The organism is Arthrobacter sp. TRD_SC_6, from assembly GCF_055361185.1.
Window position 1 is genome coordinate 1,452,357 of the sequence record NZ_CM143953.1, and the last position, 18,465, is coordinate 1,470,821.

At 59.3% G+C, this 18,465-nt stretch carries 23 protein-coding genes, 1 tRNA gene and 1 pseudogene; 3 read left to right on the forward strand and 22 right to left on the reverse strand.

Annotation, left to right across the window (positions count from 1 at the left end; all coding sequences use genetic code 11):
- Positions 1 to 114 precede the first annotated feature (114 nt).
- Positions 115 to 891 carry a trehalose-phosphatase gene (otsB, locus tag ACWA1U_RS07060; RefSeq protein ID WP_463724623.1) on the reverse strand — a complete coding sequence of 259 codons (777 nt, stop codon included), beginning with the start codon at positions 889 to 891 and terminating at the stop codon, positions 115 to 117.
- Positions 884 to 2,329, reverse strand: coding sequence for an alpha,alpha-trehalose-phosphate synthase (UDP-forming) (gene otsA / locus ACWA1U_RS07065; RefSeq protein ID WP_463724624.1), 1,446 nt, complete (start codon positions 2,327 to 2,329; stop codon positions 884 to 886). The genes otsB and otsA overlap by 8 nt, the downstream gene beginning before the upstream one ends.
- 133 nt (positions 2,330 to 2,462) lie before the next feature.
- Here otsA and ACWA1U_RS07070 point away from each other — a divergent pair, with 133 nt between their 5' ends.
- Both ACWA1U_RS07070 and ACWA1U_RS07075 read left to right on the forward strand, forming a co-directional pair.
- Entirely contained in the window at positions 2,463 to 3,323 is an 861-nt protein-coding gene (locus ACWA1U_RS07070; RefSeq protein ID WP_463724625.1) for a DsbA family protein, read from the forward strand.
- A gap of 94 nt (positions 3,324 to 3,417) precedes the next feature.
- Positions 3,418 to 3,494, forward strand: a tRNA-Thr gene (locus ACWA1U_RS07075).
- A gap of 333 nt (positions 3,495 to 3,827) precedes the next feature.
- On the opposite strand, the gene ACWA1U_RS07080 is transcribed toward ACWA1U_RS07075, so the two are convergent.
- The 16 genes and pseudogenes from ACWA1U_RS07080 to ACWA1U_RS07155 form a co-directional block, all read right to left on the reverse strand.
- Positions 3,828 to 4,625, reverse strand: coding sequence for a hypothetical protein (locus tag ACWA1U_RS07080; protein WP_463724626.1), 798 nt, complete (start codon positions 4,623 to 4,625; stop codon positions 3,828 to 3,830).
- The gene (locus ACWA1U_RS07085) at positions 4,618 to 6,003 is read right to left on the reverse strand and encodes an MFS transporter (RefSeq protein WP_463724627.1); all 1,386 of its coding nucleotides are present in this window, start codon (positions 6,001 to 6,003) and stop codon (positions 4,618 to 4,620) included. The genes ACWA1U_RS07080 and ACWA1U_RS07085 overlap by 8 nt, the downstream gene beginning before the upstream one ends.
- 2 nt (positions 6,004 to 6,005) lie before the next feature.
- On the reverse strand, positions 6,006 to 6,404 hold the full coding sequence (locus ACWA1U_RS07090) for an HAD family hydrolase (protein ID WP_463724628.1): 399 nt from the start codon (positions 6,402 to 6,404) through the stop codon (positions 6,006 to 6,008).
- Positions 6,356 to 6,664, reverse strand: coding sequence for an HAD family hydrolase (locus tag ACWA1U_RS07095; protein ID WP_463724629.1), 309 nt, complete (start codon positions 6,662 to 6,664; stop codon positions 6,356 to 6,358). The genes ACWA1U_RS07090 and ACWA1U_RS07095 overlap by 49 nt, the downstream gene beginning before the upstream one ends.
- Positions 6,648 to 7,663 (reverse strand): annotated as a pseudogene (locus tag ACWA1U_RS07100) (pseudouridine-5'-phosphate glycosidase). The gene ACWA1U_RS07095 and the pseudogene ACWA1U_RS07100 overlap by 17 nt, the downstream one beginning before the upstream one ends.
- Before the next feature lie 34 nt (positions 7,664 to 7,697).
- Positions 7,698 to 8,132, reverse strand: a complete 435-nt coding sequence (locus tag ACWA1U_RS07105; protein WP_463724630.1) for a DMT family transporter — start codon at positions 8,130 to 8,132, stop codon at positions 7,698 to 7,700.
- A gap of 66 nt (positions 8,133 to 8,198) precedes the next feature.
- Positions 8,199 to 8,519 (reverse strand): DMT family transporter, encoded by a 321-nt coding sequence (locus ACWA1U_RS07110; protein WP_463724631.1) that lies wholly within the window; start codon positions 8,517 to 8,519, stop codon positions 8,199 to 8,201.
- Positions 8,520 to 8,529: 10 nt separating this feature from the next.
- Positions 8,530 to 9,000 carry a tRNA-specific adenosine deaminase gene (locus ACWA1U_RS07115; protein WP_463724963.1) on the reverse strand — a complete coding sequence of 157 codons (471 nt, stop codon included), beginning with the start codon at positions 8,998 to 9,000 and terminating at the stop codon, positions 8,530 to 8,532.
- Positions 9,001 to 9,029: 29 nt separating this feature from the next.
- A complete protein-coding gene (locus ACWA1U_RS07120) occupies positions 9,030 to 9,638 on the reverse strand; it encodes a DsbA family oxidoreductase (protein ID WP_463724632.1) in 609 nt (202 codons plus the stop codon).
- 85 nt (positions 9,639 to 9,723) lie between these two features.
- Complete coding sequence (locus ACWA1U_RS07125) at positions 9,724 to 10,203, reverse strand: MarR family winged helix-turn-helix transcriptional regulator (RefSeq protein ID WP_463724633.1); 480 nt, start codon at positions 10,201 to 10,203, stop codon at positions 9,724 to 9,726.
- Between the two features lie 30 nt (positions 10,204 to 10,233).
- Complete coding sequence (locus ACWA1U_RS07130; RefSeq protein WP_463724634.1) at positions 10,234 to 11,007, reverse strand: maleate cis-trans isomerase family protein; 774 nt, start codon at positions 11,005 to 11,007, stop codon at positions 10,234 to 10,236.
- A 3-nt stretch (positions 11,008 to 11,010) separates the two neighbouring features.
- On the reverse strand, positions 11,011 to 11,685 hold the full coding sequence (locus ACWA1U_RS07135; protein WP_463724635.1) for a transglutaminase-like domain-containing protein: 675 nt from the start codon (positions 11,683 to 11,685) through the stop codon (positions 11,011 to 11,013).
- The gene (locus ACWA1U_RS07140) at positions 11,682 to 12,803 is read right to left on the reverse strand and encodes an acyl-CoA dehydrogenase family protein (protein ID WP_463724636.1); all 1,122 of its coding nucleotides are present in this window, start codon (positions 12,801 to 12,803) and stop codon (positions 11,682 to 11,684) included. Before ACWA1U_RS07140 ends, ACWA1U_RS07135 begins: the two co-directional genes overlap by 4 nt.
- An 11-nt stretch (positions 12,804 to 12,814) precedes the next feature.
- Positions 12,815 to 13,189, reverse strand: coding sequence for an ectoine synthase (locus ACWA1U_RS07145; RefSeq protein WP_463724637.1), 375 nt, complete (start codon positions 13,187 to 13,189; stop codon positions 12,815 to 12,817).
- A 4-nt stretch (positions 13,190 to 13,193) separates the two neighbouring features.
- Positions 13,194 to 13,463 carry a hypothetical protein gene (locus tag ACWA1U_RS07150; RefSeq protein ID WP_463724638.1) on the reverse strand — a complete coding sequence of 90 codons (270 nt, stop codon included), beginning with the start codon at positions 13,461 to 13,463 and terminating at the stop codon, positions 13,194 to 13,196.
- A gap of 4 nt (positions 13,464 to 13,467) precedes the next feature.
- Positions 13,468 to 14,952, reverse strand: a complete 1,485-nt coding sequence (locus ACWA1U_RS07155; protein WP_463724639.1) for an AMP-binding protein — start codon at positions 14,950 to 14,952, stop codon at positions 13,468 to 13,470.
- Here ACWA1U_RS07155 and ACWA1U_RS07160 point away from each other — a divergent pair.
- Entirely contained in the window at positions 14,947 to 15,546 is a 600-nt protein-coding gene (locus ACWA1U_RS07160; RefSeq protein WP_463724640.1) for a 4'-phosphopantetheinyl transferase family protein, read from the forward strand. The two genes, ACWA1U_RS07155 and ACWA1U_RS07160, sit on opposite strands and share 6 nt — an antisense overlap.
- Positions 15,547 to 15,857: 311 nt before the next feature.
- On the opposite strand, the gene ACWA1U_RS07165 is transcribed toward ACWA1U_RS07160, so the two are convergent.
- The 4 genes from ACWA1U_RS07165 to ACWA1U_RS07180 form a co-directional block, all read right to left on the reverse strand.
- Entirely contained in the window at positions 15,858 to 16,457 is a 600-nt protein-coding gene (locus tag ACWA1U_RS07165; protein WP_463724641.1) for a uracil-DNA glycosylase family protein, read from the reverse strand.
- 75 nt (positions 16,458 to 16,532) lie between these two features.
- On the reverse strand, positions 16,533 to 17,390 hold the full coding sequence (locus ACWA1U_RS07170; protein ID WP_463724642.1) for an HNH endonuclease: 858 nt from the start codon (positions 17,388 to 17,390) through the stop codon (positions 16,533 to 16,535).
- A 58-nt stretch (positions 17,391 to 17,448) separates the two neighbouring features.
- A complete protein-coding gene (locus tag ACWA1U_RS07175) occupies positions 17,449 to 17,736 on the reverse strand; it encodes a hypothetical protein (protein WP_463724643.1) in 288 nt (95 codons plus the stop codon).
- 62 nt (positions 17,737 to 17,798) lie between these two features.
- Complete coding sequence (locus ACWA1U_RS07180) at positions 17,799 to 18,416, reverse strand: hypothetical protein (RefSeq protein ID WP_463724644.1); 618 nt, start codon at positions 18,414 to 18,416, stop codon at positions 17,799 to 17,801.
- Between the last annotated feature and the right edge of the window lie 49 nt (positions 18,417 to 18,465).

An 18,465-nucleotide genomic window follows, 5' to 3' on the forward strand; every position in this document is an offset into this window, starting at 1 on the left:
GTGCCCGACGATCCGTTGTGAATGGGAATTATTCAGTTTTGATGACCGGCGCAGGGCCGAATTAGTACAGCCGTGAACCAGGTCACAAGACTTGAGTATGGCACGGAAGCCTACTCAGGCGCCAGCAGTCCGTAACGCGAGCAGTTCAGTTAGAACGCCCACCAGTGATTCCGGGGACGCCACGCGGTACTGGGCAGATGTGACGCCGTCGCCTACCTTGATCCCGACATCTGGCGTTGCGAGCGTTCTGAACGCGTGTTCATCGGTGACGTCGTCGCCTGCGAACACCACCGCCGTCGCGCCCGTCAGCTCCCGCAGGGATCGCAGCCCGCTTCCCTTGTCTGCCTGCACGACCGATACCTCAAGGACGCTCTTGCCATCGGACACGTGCAGGTTTTCGAGCGAACCCAGAGCAGTGCGCGCGCTGAGAGTAGCGGCGGTTGCGGTGTCGGCATCGGCCGTGCGGGTGTGAAGGACGACGCCGGCCGGCTTAGTTTCCAGGACCGTGCCCGGATGTGCGTCAACGACCTCCTGCACTGCAGCCGTTGCGTGGCGCAGTATTGAGGCTTGGGATTCCGTCAGCTCCATGGGCGCTCCGTCGGGTCCTGTCCAGGTTTCGGCTCCGTGGCTGCCGATGAGCAGCGTCTCCGGTTCCGGTGAGGCGACCCGTCTGAGACTCTCGAGCGCGCGCCCGGAGATGAGCGCCGTCGTCGTTCGTGGAAGTTTTCCCAGGGCGCGTAATGCTGTCGCGGCACCTGGTAAGGCCCGTGCGTCGTCAGCGCGGTCGACGAGCGGGGACATGGTTCCGTCGAAGTCCAGGGCGATGAGCAGGTTGTCGGTCGCGGCGGCTGTTGCGAGGGCGGACCTGAGTTCCGGGCTGAGTTCAGACAAGGACTTCCTCCCGTGCGCCGTTCTGGAGTTCGGCCAGAAAGGCTTTGGACCAACGCTCGACGTCGTTCTGCAGCACTTGCCTGCGCATGGTGCGCATACGGCGGGAGGCCTCGCCTGGGCTCATATCGAGGGCCGCGCGGATGGCGGCCTTGAGGCCGTCAATGTCGTGCGGATTGACGAGGATGGCCTGACGGAGCGTGTCCGCAGCGCCGGCGAACTCGCTGAGGACCAGGGCCCCCCTGTTGCCCGTCCGCGCGGCGACGTACTCCTTGGCCACGAGGTTCATCCCATCGCGCAGGGCGGTGACGAGCATGACGTCGGCAGCCAGGTAAAGCGCCACCATTTCCTCCACCGGGTAGCTGTGGTGGAGGTAACGGATGGCCGTGTTCTTGATGGTGTCGTACTGCCCGTTGATGCGACCGACGGAGCCCTCGATCTCCTCGCGCAGCAGCCGGTACTGCTCAACCCGCTCGCGGCTGGGGCTTGCTACCTGGATCAGCGCGGCATCTTCAACCTGCACCTTTCCATCGGCGAGCAGTTCCTCGTAGGCCTTGAGTCTGTGGCCGATGCCCTTCGTGTAATCGAGGCGGTCGACACCGAGCAGAATGTGCTTCGGATTGCCAAGCTCGCGGCGGATCTCCTTGGAACGCTCGATGATGTCGGGCCGGTTCGCGAGGTCGACGATGCGCTGGACGTCAATTGAGATGGGGAACGCTTCGGCGCGCGAGATGTAGTCTTCCGTTCCGTCCTCACCCTTCACCTGAACCTGTTGCTGCCGGACAGCCAGGCCGAGGAACCGGCGGACGCAGCGCAAAAAGTTACTGGCGTCGCTCGGGCGCTGGAAGCCGATAAGGTCTGCTCCCAGGAGGCCCTCGATGACCTGACGGCGCCACGGCAATTGGGCGTAGATCTCAAGCGGCGGGAACGGGATGTGGTTAAAGAAGCCGATCTTCAGGTCGGGGCGGACTTTCCGGAGCATCTTGGGAACCAGTTGCAGCTGGTAATCCTGGACCCATACCGTTGCGCCCTCGGCCGCGATCGCTGCTGTGGCCTCCGCGAAGCGTTCATTGACCCGGCGGTAGGAATCCCACCAGTGCCGGTGGAACTCAGGCGGCGCAATGACGTCATGGTAGAGCGGCCAGAGCGTGGCGTTTGAGAACCCCTCATAGTAGAACTCGACCTCATCATCACTGAGCGGGACGGGTACGAGGCGCATGTTGTCGTGATCGAAGGCTTCAAGAGTTTCATCAGGTGCGCCGTGCCAGCCCACCCATGCGCCGTCCGCTTTCTCCATGACCGGCGCGAGCGCGGTGACCAGGCCGCCAGGTGACCGACGCCAGGAGCCGTTGCCGCCGTCGTCGTTCACCCGGTCAACCGGCAAGCGGTTGGACACGACAATGAATTCGAACTCCCCGTACGTGGTGTCGCCTGTCTGCATGCAAGTCTCCCCTGAATTTAGTAGCCCTACTGATGACTTTAGCGGGTCCGGATGGCAGGCCGGGGTCAGGAAGTATTCAGGGGCGTCACCTAAAATGGTCCGGAAAGAGCACCTCCGATGGACATGAGGACCGATGACGCCGAGCAATTCCCAGCCGAGTAAAGCCCAGCGCAAATCCGACGCGCGTGAGCAGGCACGGTTGCTGCGCGAACAGCAGGAGCGTAAGGAGAAGCGGGCGTCTTTCCTCGTCAAATGGGGCGTTGTGGCTGCGGTGATCGCGATACTCGTGATAGTCGGGTTGATCATTGCGGGGAATTTGAGGAACCAGGTACCCGATGCAGGGCCGGCGCCGGCCCACGGCAACGAGTTTGGCGGCATCACTCTGACATCCGCTTCTGACCTGGCTTCGACGCAGACTGAGCAGGTAGACGTTGCTTCGCTTCCCGAAGACGCACCCAATCCGGCGGATCTACCACCGGGTGTCCAGGCCTCCGGATCGGATGAACCCGTGCAGGTAGTGGTCTTCGTCGACGTGAATTGCGTGCACTGCGCGAACTTCGAGCGGGAACATGCTGGGCAGATGCAGACCTGGCTGGATGAAGGGGCTGTCACCGTCGAGTACCGCAACGTGGCGTACCTCGATCCGAACTCGCAAAGCCAGTACTCCTCGCGCGGAGCTGCGGCGCTGGCGTGTGTAGCGGACTCGTCCCCCAACGCATACTGGGACTTCTCGACGGCCCTCTTTGGGAACTTCGAGAACGGTGAATTGACCGACGGAGAGCTTGTGGAAATGGCTTCCTCCGCTGGCGCCGCGGATATTTCTTCTTGCCTTGAAGAGGACACTTTCCGCCCGTGGGTCAAATACACCACGGAAGCGGCTTCAGTCCACGGCGTCGGCGGCACGCCCACGGTGTTTGTGGACGGTCAGGAAGTGACGGACCCCGTGGGCGACTTCGCCGCCGTCGTGCAGGAAAAGATCGACTCGAAGCGCTGATAGGCCAAGGATTTCCCGGCGGTGTGCACGCTGGGCTAACCTTGTGTAGCGCCCTTGGAAGTACGACGACGGCGCACGCTGGCTTGGCCAGCACGCCTCCTTAGCTCAGTTGGCCAGAGCACCTGTCTTGTAAACAGGGGGTCGCCGGTTCGAATCCGGCAGGAGGCTCCAACAAACTGCTCAAGCACTCGGAAGTACCCCGGTGATTGGGCGGTTTTCTTTGCCCTGGACTGGGGCATCCACTCCGAATTCCTACGGCGCACACTCGATGTGTCGTCAGTATTGAGGAACGGAATCCCGTTGGCGACCGAAGTGGCTTCGCAAAAGTCGGTGGCTCCGTTTCTTGGCATCGTGGTGTCCGTTGATTCGGCAACCCTGACCGGCAGGGAATCTCCGACGAGGGCGGTTCCGTCGACCGCTGGCGGCGGGACTGACAGTGTGATTCCCCGCTTACGTGCAATGTCCACGGGCCCCGGAAGCCGTCGAGGAGGAAGATATGCCCTTTCAGTCTTGGCGACTAACGCCCCCCGTCGAGGACACACTCAACGCAGGCCTGCTTCCCTTCAGCAATGCGTCAAGCGTCGCGCCATTAGCGGTGAACAATGGAAGCGGGAGCTGAGGAGGTTCTTGGGTCAGCACGTCAAGGCTTGGGAACCCACTTCCTGGAATGAGTATGGAGTCGGCCCCTTTGAGATCCCGTTCGAGAAGGTTCTGCATCACTTCTCGAGGGTGGATATGCCATTTTGCCCCGTGGTCGAATCGATCTTGTCGGGGAATGACATCCCAAGCGGCGCTCAACTCGAAGTACTGAGCATCTGCCATCCCGATACCCCGGTTAGCTAGGTAATCGTGGAGTGCGGCGATGGTCGGCTCTGTGAACCAGGGTGGCACAAGCACATAAGGGTTTCTGACGCCGGCCTCGTGCATGGCGGACACTAGCGCTTCCGCCGCGGTACATACCACCCAGGACGGGTTCACTTTCAGGGCAGCGGCTCGGAACGCCGCATCGAATCCCGATGGATTGAAGATGCTGCTGCTTGTGAAGCACAAGCCCACGGCGTCCACGCCGATCCGCTCCAAGGCATGCAGTACTTCGAGAATGTGCGAGGTGACTGGTTGAGCAGCCGGGTCACCCGTGTACTCGCTTCCCATGGAGCGCGGGAGATGGAAACGGACGACATGAATACTCACTCCTGTTGGCGCGAGATTTCGAATCTCTATCTCTGGCACCGGATCGTTGTCCACGACGATGAGGCCGATCCGGAACCGCTCGCACCCTGCAACGCTTTCTGGTTCAGGCATTGGGTTCCGAATCCTTCCGATGCATTAGGGCCAGGACGATGCCTGCCGCTGCAAAGGCGGCATTGATCGCGAAGGCTATCTGATACCCCATCTCGGTGCCGACAAAGGCGATGATGAGCACCAGCAGGGCGAGACTCAATCCACCGGAGACATATTGTGAGGTGGTGATGAGGGATCCTGCTGCACCTTGGGATTCCTGTGGGGCGTCGGAAGTTCCGAGGACGAACATCCCGGTGTAGATAACACCATGGCCGAGTCCGCTGATGATGAATCCGGGTAGTAGACCGATCCAGAAGCTCTCGATGTTCAAGCTGAAAGCGAGTAGTAGCAGGCCGGCAGTGGCTATGGCGAAGCCGAGGGCCAAGGTGAACTTGACGCCTCGTGCCGCTATCAGTTTCCCGGCAACAACGTTGCCTACTGTCACCATTGCTGCCAGCGGGAGGAAGGCTATACCGGCGGCGAGGGCAGAGTAGTTGCGCTCTTCTTGGAGGAATAAGGTGACGAGGAAGAATTCTGTGCCGACGCTTGCCATGTAAAAGGCGGCTGCTGCGGATCCGGCACGTAGTGACTTGACTGCTCGAAGCTGTCGCTCGATGAGCGGAGCGGCCGACCGGTTCTCATTCAGGAGAAATAGCGCAACGGCGAAGATGGCCAGGCTGAGGCAGCTCCACAGTAGGACGTTTGTTGATGAGGGATCAGCTAGAAGCGTGAGGAAGAGAACAACCAATAGCACCGCAGCTGTACCGGTCAAACTGGAGAACGCCGGGATGCGGGGTGTTGATCCTGTTGGTCGGTCATCTTTGAAGGATTTGAGCGCTCCGAAAATGCAGATCAGAACCAACGGTAAGTTGATGTAAAACGTCCAGCGCCAGGAGAACGTGGTGAGGACTCCTCCGAAGACCACACCTGCTGCCAGACCGGACGCGCCCACTGCCCCCCAGATTGCGTAGGCGCTGCTTCGAAGCGGTCCGGAAGGAAATGCCTTGCTGAGTAGCGCGAGAACTGAAGGGAGTAGGGCCGCTGCTGCGACGCCCTGCAAAGCGCGAGCTAGGAGCAGGAGTGTCGCATCTTCAGCGATGCCTCCTAATAGCGAAGCGACTCCGAAGAGAGTAACCGAGGCGACGAACACCCGCTTGCCGCCAAGCTTGTCGACTATTCGCCCGCCCAGGAGCAGAAGGCCTGCGAAGAGGAGTGCGTAGGAACTCACAACCCATTGCAGAGAAGCTTCAGTCATACCGAGTTCGGCGCCGATGCTTGGCAGGGCAACATAGACGATCGAGTAGTCGAGGGCGATGACGAACTGGGCTATGGATATGACCAGCAGGATCAAAGATTGGGCGCTGGTTTTTTTGTCGACCGGAACGGTATTAGTAGCCACGATTAGGATTCCTTTGAGTTGAGCGCTGAGTCCAGGGCGTCGAGTAGGCCTTCGGGACTAGGGCAGATGGCGCCCGCCCCGGAGGCGAGCAGGGCATCGCGGTCGTCCACACCCCATAGGACTCCGACAGACGGCATGTTCGCTGCCCTTGCCATCCCCATGTCGTGAACCGAGTCACCAACCACCACGCAGTGTCTGGGATCGACCCCGAGTCTGTCAGTAACGTGTAGTGCCACGTCCGGGGCGGGCTTTGGATTATCGACGCAGTCCGCACCGGCGACGGCCTCGAAATAGTGCAGCAAGCCAGCCGCAGAGAGTAGCTCGTCGGCGCTGCGCAAGATTTTGCTCGTCGCTACCGCCAATTGGTGTCTTCCCTGAAGTGCGTCAAGGCATTCTCGCAAACCCGGAAAACCAGGCTGGCGGCTGAAGAGACAACGTGCTCGGAGAAGAGTTCCCGAAAGCGAATGACTGCCGCTCCATGATCTGTCACGTTTCCACCGAAGGTACTGAACATCTGAAGAGGTGGCTTGCCGATCATCGCCCTGATGACCTTTTCTGATGGAACAGCGAGGCCAAGCTCGACGGCGGTCATTCTGGCTACCCTCACGATGCCCGCCGGTGTGTCGAGCAGAGTTCCGTCAAGATCAAAGATGACTGCCATGCCCCACCTCCGTCCTAAGTCGAAGGGCTATGTCCGCCGCCGCAACGGCGGTAGAAATCAGGACCGACCGGTTCGCTGCCATGCTCGCTCCGCCCGTTGCCTTACTGATGGCGGACAAGACGACTGGTGTGAGCGCTTGTCCGTAGATCCCAGCAGAACGCGCATCCTCGAGTGCATCTTCCACCGCGGCGTTCAGCTCCTCCGACGGCAAGGCATCCGCTTCATCGATCGGTCGTGTGATGAGCAGGCCGCCGGGCAGCCCAAGGTCGAAATGCAGGTCGATCAGGGCCGCAACGTCTGAGGGCTCATCGAGCTTCCAAGGAACTTCGAAACCTGAGGAGACGGCGTAGTAGTTGGGGAACATTTTTGATCCGTATCCAACGACCGGAATCCCTTTGGTTTCGAGGTACTCCAGCGTTAGCGCCGGGTCTAGGAGCGATTTGGCTCCCGCGCAGACGACAGCGACCTGCTGCCGGGCCAATTCATCCAAATCGGCAGAGATGTCGAGGGTTGTCTCAGCTCCCGATGGACTCCACCGATTCCAGCGACACTGAAAACTCTGATTCCCTTTGCCGCTGCGACGATGAGACTGGATGAGACTGTGGTGCCTGCCGTGACTCCCTGGACAATGGCAACAGCGAGATCCCGGCTGCCGATCTTCCGAGGCGAGTTCTCTTCAGCGAGACGCTGCAGCTCCGATGCCTCCAGGCCCAGGGTGACTTTCCCATCAATCAGTGCCACCCTTGCGGGCGTAGCGCCTGCCTGACGCACAGCGTCGTCGACGGCAAGGGCCATTTCGTGGTTCGACGGGTAGCTGCCACCTGAGACTACCGAGGTTTCCATGGCGACGATAGGGGCTCTTGCCGACCGTGCGGCAGCCACCTCTTCGGAGGTGTGAATGTGGTCGGGAATCATGACGGTAAACCTTCCAATATCGTCTGTTGGTGTATGGCGCGTTCCGGTTGCCCCTTTCCCGCCTGCGATGGCAGTTGCGGGCATTGCCCCGCGCAGTCGGAGCCCTTTGTGTGGGCGTTTAGACGTCAGCGGGCTGCGTTGCCGGTTTCTTCGTTCGCAGCTTCGGGCTGTCGGCGAGCTTCAGGCAGACGACACCTGCGATGATCACGGCGAGCCACAGGGCCTGCGCCAGGGTGAGGGTCTCACCAAAGAAGACACTGCCGAGGATGGCGGCACCGACTGCGCCGATGCCGGCCCACACGGCGTAACCAATACCAACGTCGATGTGCTTCAGGGCGACGCTCAGGAAGAAGAGGGTGAAGAGGAAGAAGATAAGGGCGGAAATGGACCAGCCTGGGACGGTGAAACCTTCACTACCGCCGACGCTGAGGGCGTAGCCGATCTCGAATACGCCGGCGAGGATGAGGACGAGCCAGGCCCTGCCCAACTTCCGGCTTTCTGCGTGTGTGTCCGTGGCTGTCTGTACATCAGTGACGGCTGGCGTGTTAGTCATGGTGCTGTGTTCCTCTCAAGAATGATGTTTGTTCCGCGTTAGGTGCGGTGATCATGTGATGTTGTTTTAGTGGATGCCGCTGAGCTGCAGACCGACAACCCCGCCGATGACGACGAGGATTCCTCCTGCTTTTTTCCAGTCGAGGCGCTGCCCGAAGAGCAAGGCACCGAGGATGGTGATTCCAATGCCAGCGATCGCCACCCAGAGCGCGTAGCCGACCCCAACATCGAAGGTGAGCAGCGCGAGGCTGAGGAAGTAAGTGGCTATTCCACCACTGAGAAGGGTCGCGACGGTCCATGGGACATTCTTGAAGCCGTTAGCTTTGCTTGCGGCGATGGCGACCATGATTTCAAAGATCACGGCGATCGCGAGGTAGAGCCAGCTCATGAGATTCCTTTCATAGAGTTTGTCCGTAGCGGTTGCTCACGGGCGTGTTGATCGCGAGATAACGTTCGAACGGCTTTGCGCCGTTGGTGACAGGAAGAGGGTGCACGATGTCGGTCAAGAATTCATCGGTGATTCCGAGCGCGGGGTAGCTGTGCCTGTAATCGAAACCCCATTGCGCGACTTCTCCACGATCCACTGCGATGTAGATGGTTTTGACCTTTCGCTGGATTGCGAAGCGGTAGCAGAGGCCGCACGGTTCGCCGGTTGCCAGAAGGATCGTTCCTTCGATGCTCTGGCGGCCGCGCGCGTCCATGAGTTGTCGCATTGCCATGATCTCGGCGTGAGCACTTGGATCTCCGGTTTGGTGCACCTGGTTGACCGCGAAATCGGAGATGCGTTCCTCGCCATCAGTGAGTACACCGACGAACGGAAGCCCGCCGGCTTCAACGTGGGCCAAGCTGTAGCTCACGGCCTTATCCATCAGCTGGGACAGAAACCCTCCGTCCAGGCTCACAGTCTCGCCCCTGCTTCTGCGGCACTGTCGACGAGGTCCTTAAGTTGGCTTGCGTTGAGGACCCCGGAGACGACCCTGCCGTTGACTCGGAAACTTGGTACGGCGGATATGCCGATGGTTTCAGCTGCGAATCTCTGGTCCTCGTTTTGGCGTTCCCGACGCTCAGTACTTCGGAGCGCTTCTTCGGTGTCCTTGCGGCTCAGTCCCGCTGACTGTGCAACGTCGACGATGACTTGGTCATCACCGATGTTGCGGTCCTGCTGGAAGAAGGCCTCAAACATTCTTCGGGAAAAAAGTTCGGCCAGCCCGTGTTCATTGGCCAGTTGGAGCACCATGAACGCCTTGTCGGTCCGCGGCTGAGGCGAGATTGTCGGCAGAGTGATGTCCATTCCAACCCGCCGAGCCATCGGGTAAACAGCCCGATCCCATATCGCGGGAAGATAGTCATCCTCCGGTTTCAGAGTTGGCACAGGGTCAGGGCGCAGCTCGAAGGGCCGGATTTCCAGTTCAATGTCTCGCTCACGTACGAGTTCGTCCAGCGCGCCTTCCACGAGGAAGCAGAAGGGGCAGACGTAGTCGACGAACACTTCTACTCTCGTAGTCATATGTCGACGTCCTTTCTCTAATAGTCATCATGGTGCATGTACATGCAGATATATAGAGGTAAAAATAGAATGTTAAAGGCAGGGGCTATGCGATGAGATCGGCGATGCATTCGAGTGCTCGTCCTATCTCTACGCCACCACCCTGAGGGCTCTGCTTATTTGCTTCCCGAAGGAGTTTGTCGACCTGCTTCTCGTAGGGCGCGTGGGCTTCGCGAACAACCTCTTCTCCCCGTTCGGCAATGACCGCGTACACTCCGCGCAGATCGTCGGGACAAGTGTCCCGGTATGTCAGCCCTTTGGCTTCGAGTCGACTCAGGAGCCGGGTCACTGAGCTTTGGTTCAAGCCCACTTTGCTCGCCAGGTCGTTGACTCGTAGCTCCTTGTCCGGGGCTTTACTCAGAAGAACGAGTGCCCTGTACTCGGTAAGGCCGATTCCGAAGGAGGTAGTCAGCCATTTTCCAAGGTTGGAATCGACAGCGGAAACGAAGGCGGTCGTTTGCGACCAGGCGGTGCTTAGATCGGAGAGGGATGACGCCCCCCCCGAATTGCCATCATCCATGTACATGCATATAAGTCTAGCATGGGAGGTCCCGAATTAACTTTCCTTGAACAACTTTCCGTATCCCTGTACTTGATGCTGCAGCCCTGAGCCTTCCAGTGCGGCCCACAACAAGACTTGGTTCGCAGTTAGAACCGTAACCCCTAGATCCTGCTCAAGATAATGGATGGCACCGATAGCCCGCTGTCCGTTGCCCGCGACGAGAACTGCCCTCGCTCCGGTTCGTTGCACAACGGATGTCACCGCCTCGGCCATCCGCTTGGCCGTTATGGTCGGAGGGCCACCCTCTGGACCGCTCGGCGTGGCTGAAATGACGTCTATCCCTTGTTCCGAAAAGTACGCCTGGCCCTCCTGGCACAGCTGGTCATCAAACCACGATGGTGCGATCAACGCCACCCTATCGAGTGCGAGGTGCCGCATCGCCGATACCGCCGCAACTCCGGTGGTTATCAATCTGATGCCATGCGCCACGGCTGACAGTCTTTGCAGGGCATCGCGTTCTCGCTCGGGACCGATCTTGAACGACGAGCTGGTGAAAGCCAAGCTGATGGCGTCCAAGGGGGAACTGGACAGACTCTCGACTGTCTGATCAATAGGGCCCTCTTGAATGAACTGCATTACAGGGTCGTGGGCGATCTTTTCGTCGATCAAGCCGCCTGGATGCATAGGACTGAAATCGATGCGCGCGCCGTGCACGGTCACCGGCAGACCTGTCAGCATGGCTTGTGCTTCAGCTTCGGGGCCGATGTCCGCGTGTGGGCTGATAATCCCGAGTTTGAATTCGGAGTCCCAGCCGTCAGTTCTCCACACGTTCTATCCCTCCGTCACAGGTTGAAGCGCCCGCGTCAGTTGAATTGAGGTTGGCGTTCGTCCGTCGAGTGTGACCATGCGGGGGTGTTTGCGCCCGATTACGCTAAGCACCTCCGTCATTACCGGATCGGGGTATATCTGCTGCTGTCCCTTGTACAACATTTTGGAGTTCGGGCTGTTGCGTTGTTCGATTGAGTCTCCGTTCGCGTTGAACGGCAGAACATCGATGCCATAGAGGGTGCAGAGCAGCGCATTGAAGATTGGGGCAGCCTTGATCCACCGCCCGTTGAGGTAAATCTGCGCGTACCAATGTAGGAACTCTGTTCCTCCGACAAGTTCAAGCATGGCGTCGTCAGCGACGTGGTTAGAAACGACGTCCGAGCACAGTGCAGCGGGGACGCCAAGCCGTCGGCAGCCAGCGACAAAGAGAACGGCTTTGTGCAGGCAGAAGCCGGAGCGCTCCTCGACCACGAGTGAAGCGGAAAGCCCTTTGTGCAGGGGCACGTTGAAGACGTTGTAGTCGACATCGTCCCGCACTGCATCGTGGAGTTGCTCGACTGCCCGGGCAATGTTTGGTTCACGGTAGCATCCTGCAGATCTCACGAATTCGGAGACGGCGGAGTGCTCGAAGTCGAACAAGGCAGTTTTCTGTAGCAGGAGCGTATTCGTGGCGATCATGTCAATATCCCCATCATTGTCGCGATTTTGGATCTCAGTAAGTCATTGGATCCCGAGTAGATAGCTCCAGGTACTGCATCGAGTAGGTCCGAATGCAGGGACGAGGTTGTCAGATAGCCGTTGCCGCCGTGAACTTGTATGGCGTTCAAGGCGGAGGTTACATTTGCTTCGCTGATGAAAATCTTCGCTGCAGCTACGGGGATCGTTACATCCTCGTATCCGTCGATCTTGTCAGCGACCGATTCGATAAGCGCTCCGCCGAGTTCAATCGCGATACGCGATTCGACTATCCGGTTCGCAACCAGCTGGTTTGTGCCAATGCTCGTGCCGAATTGCTGACGCTCGTTGACGTAATCGACCGAGCGCTCCACTATCTGTTCCATCTCGCCGATGTTGGCCGAAAACGCGAGGAGAATCTCTCGTTTCATCACTTGGTCCAAGATGAGCAGGCCAGCCCCCGAATGCCCGATCCGGTTCTCAACTGGCACTTTCACACCGTTCAGGTGGACTTCCCCAATCGGGGAGGTCCGAAGCCCCACGGTGGGCATGGCTGGTGAAGTCGAAACTCCTAGCCAACTGGTCTCAACAAGGAAGGCAGATAATCCGAGGTCTCGGTCCCCCTCGATGGTTTTGGCATAGACGACCAATGTGGACGCTACCGGCGCATTAGTGATGAAACGTTTCTCACCGTGCAGTACATAATGGTCGCCATTGAGCGTCGCCGTGGTCGCCATGCTCATCACGTCAGATCCTGCGTTTTCCTCCGTGATCGCGTGCCCTCCTATAGCTGTTCCGTTCTCGGCAGCCGGTAGGTACCTGCTTCGTAGTTCGTGGCTGCCGTAGGCGCGTAGGCAGTAGATTGTGCTCGCCAGTTGTGTGACGGCGGAGAAGGTCAAACCGCGGTCGGGGCTTGTCTTTCCGAGTTCACGCATACTTTCAACGGCTCGCTTCAAGGGGTTGCTGCCAACCGAACCGTCGTCTGCCAATATGCGGAAGAGCCCAGTTGCGGAGAGCTCTCGCCATATCTCCTCGGAAAACTCATCGTTTCTCGCGCTGTCGGCGTTGATTCGTCGTTCGTGCAGACTTCGGAGGAAGCCTGACCATCGCTCGTTGTTCATTCCGGTTCCTTTTAGTAGGAGCTGAAGCCGTCGACGGAGAGCGTGTGCCTCTCGTCTCCACGGATAGGCGGGTTGAAGATGCTCACCAATTCCATGTCTTCGTGCTCGGAAGCACGCAGATAGTGGGGCTCATGCCCGTCGAGGACATAGACAACGCCCGGTTCAACGTGGAAGACATTGCCGTTGGTGTCTTCCACGCTTCCTGACCCGCGGATGCAGTAGCAGGCCTCCAAATTGCGACGATATTCAAGTTTCGATTCGGTTCCTGCCCGCACAAGGGTGTGCGCCATGGCGAAGCCCATATTGTCTGATTCGACGAGCAGGCGGTGGCTGGTGCCATTGCCCCAATCGACGGGGATGGTTTCCTTCTTCGACCTTGTGAACAACGTCCTAGCCTTCCTTCTTGTTAGCGGTGTCCGTGCGGTGCGTATCGATGAAACCGGCGATGCCTTGCGGTGTCTTCAGCGCGGCAGGGTCAATTTGAATGGAGTTGATGGGGATGCGGTAGGTGCGGCCGCACCAGCCGAGGACCTGGACAGTGCTCACGCTGGTGAGTATTCCGGTGGCGTGTAGATCGATGTCCGAGGGCAGTTCCTCGGGGGCGATGTCCGTGGCGAATCGTTCGGAGATGTAGTGTTTGACTGCTTCGACGGTTGACATTGGTTTACTCTCTTTCCACGCGTGCTTGTATTTGCTGAAGGTCTGGCTTGCCGTTGCCATTGAGCGGGAACTGTTCGTAGAAGTGCATACGAGTCGGCATTGCGAAGGACGGGAGTCTTTGGCTCATGCACATGCGGAGCCGAAGCCCCGAAGTCGGCTGGCCGCTCTCCGGCTGCGTCCATGCCAGATGTAATTCCTGTTCCGCTGCTGAAGAGCTAAGCCATGCGCAAGCCATGCCGACAAGACCGGTGTCACGCGCTGTTTGCTCGATCTCATCCAGGTTGATCCGCTGGCCGCGGATTTTGACGGTGCGGTCCGTTCGTCCTCTATAGAAGACCTGACCCTCTTCGATAACGACACGGTCTTGCATCCGGTGATAGCTTTCCGCGCGCGCGTCTTGTGCCAGGGGAACAAGTTCACCGTCTTGGATGTATCCCAGTGCCATCCAGGGGGTGCGGACCAGGAGTTCGCCTTCTGCTCTGTCCACCCATTCGATGATCGACCGGCGTGTCCCGGCATTCTCCATCTCGACGTTGCAACCTGTGATTGGTGTACCTAATGGGAGCTCGTCAACCGTTGTGAATTCGTCTGCGGTTGCCGTGTGCATCATGCAGTCGTTGACTTCTGTTGATCCGTAAACGTTGTGGAAGTCTGCCGCGGGAAACAACCGTGCCGCCGCCGCCCTGCTTGTTGGGCTCACTGCTCCACCGGTGATGATCAGGTCCCTAACCGATGCGTAGGATCGCGCGGCACAGTTGTCCTTGATGATTGCTTCGAGTGTTGCCGGCACGGTTTGAAGGAACGAAGGTCTGTGCGTCTCTAGCAGATCGCTCAGGTAGTCCTGCTGCTGGAGTCTCCCTGACTCCGCGGCTACTACCGTTCCTCCAGCCGCTAGCACAGCCCACGTGTCTAGCAGTGAAACGTCGAAGTTCCACGGGCTAAGGCTCAAGGAAACAGTGTCAGCACCGAACCTGAATCGTTTGGCACCCCATGAGATGAAGCGTTCAATCGCCGAAACCGGAAGCGCAACCAGTTTCGGTTTACCGGTGGACCCGGAGGTGGGGAAGGCGAGGATCCCTTCGGAGTTTGGCTCATCGAGCCTGGTCTGAACGAACAACTGAAGCTGATGCGTAAGTTCGTTGAGGTAGCCATCGCTTGCCTTCTCCGGGACAAGCACCGCCACCCCGCCGCTTCCAACTGCTTCCAGGCACCGGCCCAGAACGGACGATTTCTTGGATGCCCTTAACACGGCCGGGTAGACCGCATCGGAATGTGCTGGTTCTAGCTCTCCAGTCACATCGATAATTCGAGCGACGTGGCGCTGAAGATCTGCCACGGTGTAGTGCTGCTTCGTAACAAGCACCATCGTTTCCCCCCTGAATGTTGAGACTGCAATCACAGGCACCGCCTGGACGGCGGGCATGCGCTTCCCTAAGTGACCGCGCATTGGATTGATGTACATGCATGAGAATAGGCTCTGCATGTGCATACATCAAATTCCCGATTTCTTAGCGTTTTCGAAGGTTTTTCATCCGCGCAAGTAGTGATCGGAGCTGATCTCCCCCTGAAAATCGGCGCCACCGTTGATGCTGCGGGTGACCTAGTTGAGCGCTGCTTGGGCCCCGGCGCCCGCGCCTCGCTACGAAATCGACACAGAAGATTTCCCCTGCATTTCGGAGAAATTTGCTTCTCCGTATCTCATACTTCAGCGCTGACCGCGTTGGCCATTTCAGCCGGGCCCGTCGGCATAGACGTCGAGACTGCCCTTCAAGAAAACGCGATGGAAGACATGATTTGGGCGCTCACCGAAACGGAGCGGGCCGAAGTGGAACACTTCGGCCCGCGTCGGCTTACCGAGATTTGGACAACAAAAGAGGCGGCAGGGAAAGCCCTGGGAAGCGGTTTGGGTGCTAATCCGCGAGGTATCCGCACTCGTGCCTATGGCGGTCTCTCAGGCACACGCACCGCAGACTTCCAGCAAACGCCGAACCATCTAGCCTGGTCAACGGGACTCTGGATCGGTGCACACCATCTAAGCGTCGCCCGGTTAGTCGCGCCGGTGTGCAACTCCCGGGTCAACTGATCGACCGAACTCAAGGCCATCGCGAATCGCAAGTCATCTACGCCGAGGTCGGCTCCGTCGACCGTTGCAGGCGTGACTGACCGGTGCGATTCTCGCCAGGATCCTGCGTTTCCTCCGGGCCTTGGGGATATAAACCACCGGCTGATGGACTGGTTCGAGTACCTCAGATTGTCCACCCGGCTCACCGGTTCGAATCCGGCAGGAGGCTCCAGCAAAACCGCCCCAGTTCTGCTTTTCAGGCAGTGCTGGGGCGGTTTTTTCATTGCCTGGGCTGGCGTACGAGAGCTTCCCGGAAGGGACCACGCTCGATTTCAGCCAACTAGCCGCTTGGCGCGGTCAACTGCTTTCCGGAATTCGTCCTGCTTAGCTTTACGGGCCAGCGCCTGCGGCCCTACTCCTGGGGCCTTGATCGGCATGACACGAGGCACTCGGTCCCGCAAATGTTTTTCCCATGCTTGCTGGACTGGATCGCTGCACAGCAGCACTACTTCGAGGCGGGGAAGGAGACGAAGGACCGCGCCGAGGGCTTTTGCTCCGGCAGTCCAATCGTTGGCGGTTGGGCTGGAAATTGAGTACGGCATCATGTTCCACATGAGGACGCCCTCGTGAAGGCCCGAGGCATCCCGTTCAATCCAGCAACGCTCGGCGGAGCCATCGGGGTTGTCGACCGAAACGAAGCCGGTGCCTTCGTCTGAGAGCACCTCCGGTGAGGGTTTATCCAGGACGAACAGGACACGCGCCTGGTCACCGGCGTCGGCTGGATCGAAATGTGGGACGGGGAGGCCTTTGGTCGTTTGGTAAGCGACCCGCCATTCCTCCAGGCGTTCTATGTGCGGCTCGGTGGCCAGCATTGACCTACGGTTATCAAGGATTTCAGCATCAGCAAGGGCTTGAGGGCGTTCAAGGAACATCTACTCACTGTATCCGGCATTTCGACGACTGCTTTCGAATCGGCAGAGCCAGGTTCCATTGAGACGTTAGTTTGGTCAGTTTCGGTGCGGACCGGTTTCACCAAGCTGCCGTGCCGCTTCTTCGGAGAACAGCTGTTCATTCGTCATTATTGAACCTCGCATATGCCCTGCGTTGTGGACCATTGTCCGCAGTTCCGACACCGAGAAAGGATCAGGCTGCCTGCAGTGTGAGACGCGGTGACAATTGCTGCAAAGCGGAACCAGGTCCGTAATGGGGTCAAACTCGTATGCCCCGTTCACTCTGCTCAAGGGGACCACGTGGTGCAGCTCGATCAGCCCGGCGCCCTCCAGCCCGAACGTTGCTTCGAAGTCGAAACCGCAAGCACGGCAGACCGTTCCGTGATGGGCCAACGCTATCCGTCCAGCGTCTGGGTCCTGTTCGTACCGGTTCGTAAGTGATCGAAAGAGTGCACTGGCCGGGAGTGCACCCGGCGTACCAGAATGCCCGTGAATCTGAGGAACACTCGCGGACCACAGCGCGCGAAACTCCGCTTCAATTTCGGCAGGTACTACCGCGGGCGCATCCGCCGGCCACTTCGACACGGGAAAGTGCTGGCGGAGTGTCTCGAGTAGTAGCCCATCGCCCGCTGGGAGCAGGATGTCGAAGTCGATCTGGACGATGTACCCAGCTGCACCCGCAGGTTCCGGGCGCGTCGTCGTCGTCGTAATCCCGTGGCCAACCAGGCTGTCCGACTGCGGCGCACCGCTCTGCTTGAGGAGCCACACGTCTGAGCCGAGGGGTAGATCGATCAAAGTTCCAACCGGCCATTCCTGGCGGAGGAAGCCCACCTGGCCGATTCGCTCGATGGCGTCCGCATAGGCACCTGGGAAGCTTTGCTGTTCGGGCACCCACGCGAGGATTGCAGCCGTCATGACACCAAGTGTGCCACCGGGCAGCTCAGTAACAATCCTGTTCGGCTGAGGTGCGAGCTCAGGCAGCCTGCGCGTAGTCCAATGCATGCGACCAGTCCTGGTGATCCGCTTCAACGAGTTGCCCATCCTGGTCACAGCAGATGCTGACCGGCTCCCCGTACCCTTCGCAGGAGGGGTCAGAGCACCGATCCGAGTAGGTGAGCGCCTGTTCGCGCTCCCACTGATCGACCTGGCAAACTGCCCAGGCGTCCCCCTGATCAGCGAGCTCCATGAGCTCTTCAATGGTGTACCGGCGGCCCTTCTCGGGGTGCTGGATCTGGTTCCTGGTCTGTGGTGAAGTGTTCATGCGACCAAAGTACTTTCGCCCACCGACATTTTTGCTCGGGCTGCCAGCAAACCCCTAAATCTCTACGAATTGACCGACCGGAGCGCGGACTGGATCGCAATGATGTTCTCGCCATACTTAGCGTCGTAAGCCTTCTGCAGGGTGCCGTCGTCGTAGACCACCGTGGCGAAGAGGTATCCGTTCTCGACGTAGGAAGACAGAACCAATGAGCCTTCCGCGGTATAAAGCTCCTCCTGGAGTAGGACCAGATCGTCTTCTGAACCTGCTCCTGGATTCGCTGGATCCGTCCGGGGGTCGATGGAAGCTGGAGGGTCGTACAGCGCCAGGAGCATAGCGGGCTGCGTCACGGTGAGCGCGGAGCCGTCCCAAGTTCCCTGCACCGCGTAGGCACCCCAGCTAACACCGCTGGCAGTCTCAAACCCCTCGACTGCGGCCCAGTCCCATCCGATGATCTCCGGGCCGGAACACTGTGGCGGGTAGGACTCCATAACAGCGCCGAGGCAGAACATGGCCGGACCGCCATCCTTCGACAGCACGGTGCCCTGACCAAGCACCTCGCCTGACGACGCCGGAGGCGGCTCTTCGCCAACGTTCCCTCCGGGTGAGGCTACCGCGCCGCAGCCAGCGAGAAGCGCGACGGCCACGGTACCCAAAACTGCCCGAAACGATGCGCTTTGCATACCGCCAACATACTGCCGAATCGCCTAGCGCCACAGAGTTGGGGGACAA

Excerpts from the sequence above, each read along its gene's own strand:
- ACWA1U_RS07155 (WP_463724639.1), bottom strand. The coding sequence starts at position 14,952 with ATGCACATGCAGAGCCTATTCTCATGCATGTACATCAATCCAATGCGC.
- ACWA1U_RS07170 (WP_463724642.1), bottom strand. The coding sequence starts at position 17,390 with ATGACGGCTGCAATCCTCGCGTGGGTGCCCGAACAGCAAAGCTTCCCA.
- ACWA1U_RS07165 (WP_463724641.1), bottom strand. The coding sequence starts at position 16,457 with ATGTTCCTTGAACGCCCTCAAGCCCTTGCTGATGCTGAAATCCTTGAT.
- ACWA1U_RS07105 (WP_463724630.1), bottom strand. The coding sequence starts at position 8,132 with ATGACTAACACGCCAGCCGTCACTGATGTACAGACAGCCACGGACACA.
- ACWA1U_RS07080 (WP_463724626.1), bottom strand. The coding sequence starts at position 4,625 with ATGCCTGAACCAGAAAGCGTTGCAGGGTGCGAGCGGTTCCGGATCGGC.
- ACWA1U_RS07150 (WP_463724638.1), bottom strand. The coding sequence starts at position 13,463 with ATGTCAACCGTCGAAGCAGTCAAACACTACATCTCCGAACGATTCGCC.
- ACWA1U_RS07110 (WP_463724631.1), bottom strand. The coding sequence starts at position 8,519 with ATGAGCTGGCTCTACCTCGCGATCGCCGTGATCTTTGAAATCATGGTC.
- ACWA1U_RS07135 (WP_463724635.1), bottom strand. The coding sequence starts at position 11,685 with ATGATCGCCACGAATACGCTCCTGCTACAGAAAACTGCCTTGTTCGAC.
- ACWA1U_RS07070 (WP_463724625.1), top strand. The coding sequence starts at position 2,463 with ATGACGCCGAGCAATTCCCAGCCGAGTAAAGCCCAGCGCAAATCCGAC.
- otsA (WP_463724624.1), bottom strand. The coding sequence starts at position 2,329 with ATGCAGACAGGCGACACCACGTACGGGGAGTTCGAATTCATTGTCGTG.
- ACWA1U_RS07120 (WP_463724632.1), bottom strand. The coding sequence starts at position 9,638 with ATGACTACGAGAGTAGAAGTGTTCGTCGACTACGTCTGCCCCTTCTGC.
- ACWA1U_RS07140 (WP_463724636.1), bottom strand. The coding sequence starts at position 12,803 with ATGAACAACGAGCGATGGTCAGGCTTCCTCCGAAGTCTGCACGAACGA.
- ACWA1U_RS07180 (WP_463724644.1), bottom strand. The coding sequence starts at position 18,416 with ATGCAAAGCGCATCGTTTCGGGCAGTTTTGGGTACCGTGGCCGTCGCG.
- ACWA1U_RS07175 (WP_463724643.1), bottom strand. The coding sequence starts at position 17,736 with ATGAACACTTCACCACAGACCAGGAACCAGATCCAGCACCCCGAGAAG.
- ACWA1U_RS07115 (WP_463724963.1), bottom strand. The coding sequence starts at position 9,000 with ATGGATAAGGCCGTGAGCTACAGCTTGGCCCACGTTGAAGCCGGCGGG.
- ACWA1U_RS07095 (WP_463724629.1), bottom strand. The coding sequence starts at position 6,664 with ATGGCAGTCATCTTTGATCTTGACGGAACTCTGCTCGACACACCGGCG.
- ACWA1U_RS07125 (WP_463724633.1), bottom strand. The coding sequence starts at position 10,203 with ATGTACATGGATGATGGCAATTCGGGGGGGGCGTCATCCCTCTCCGAT.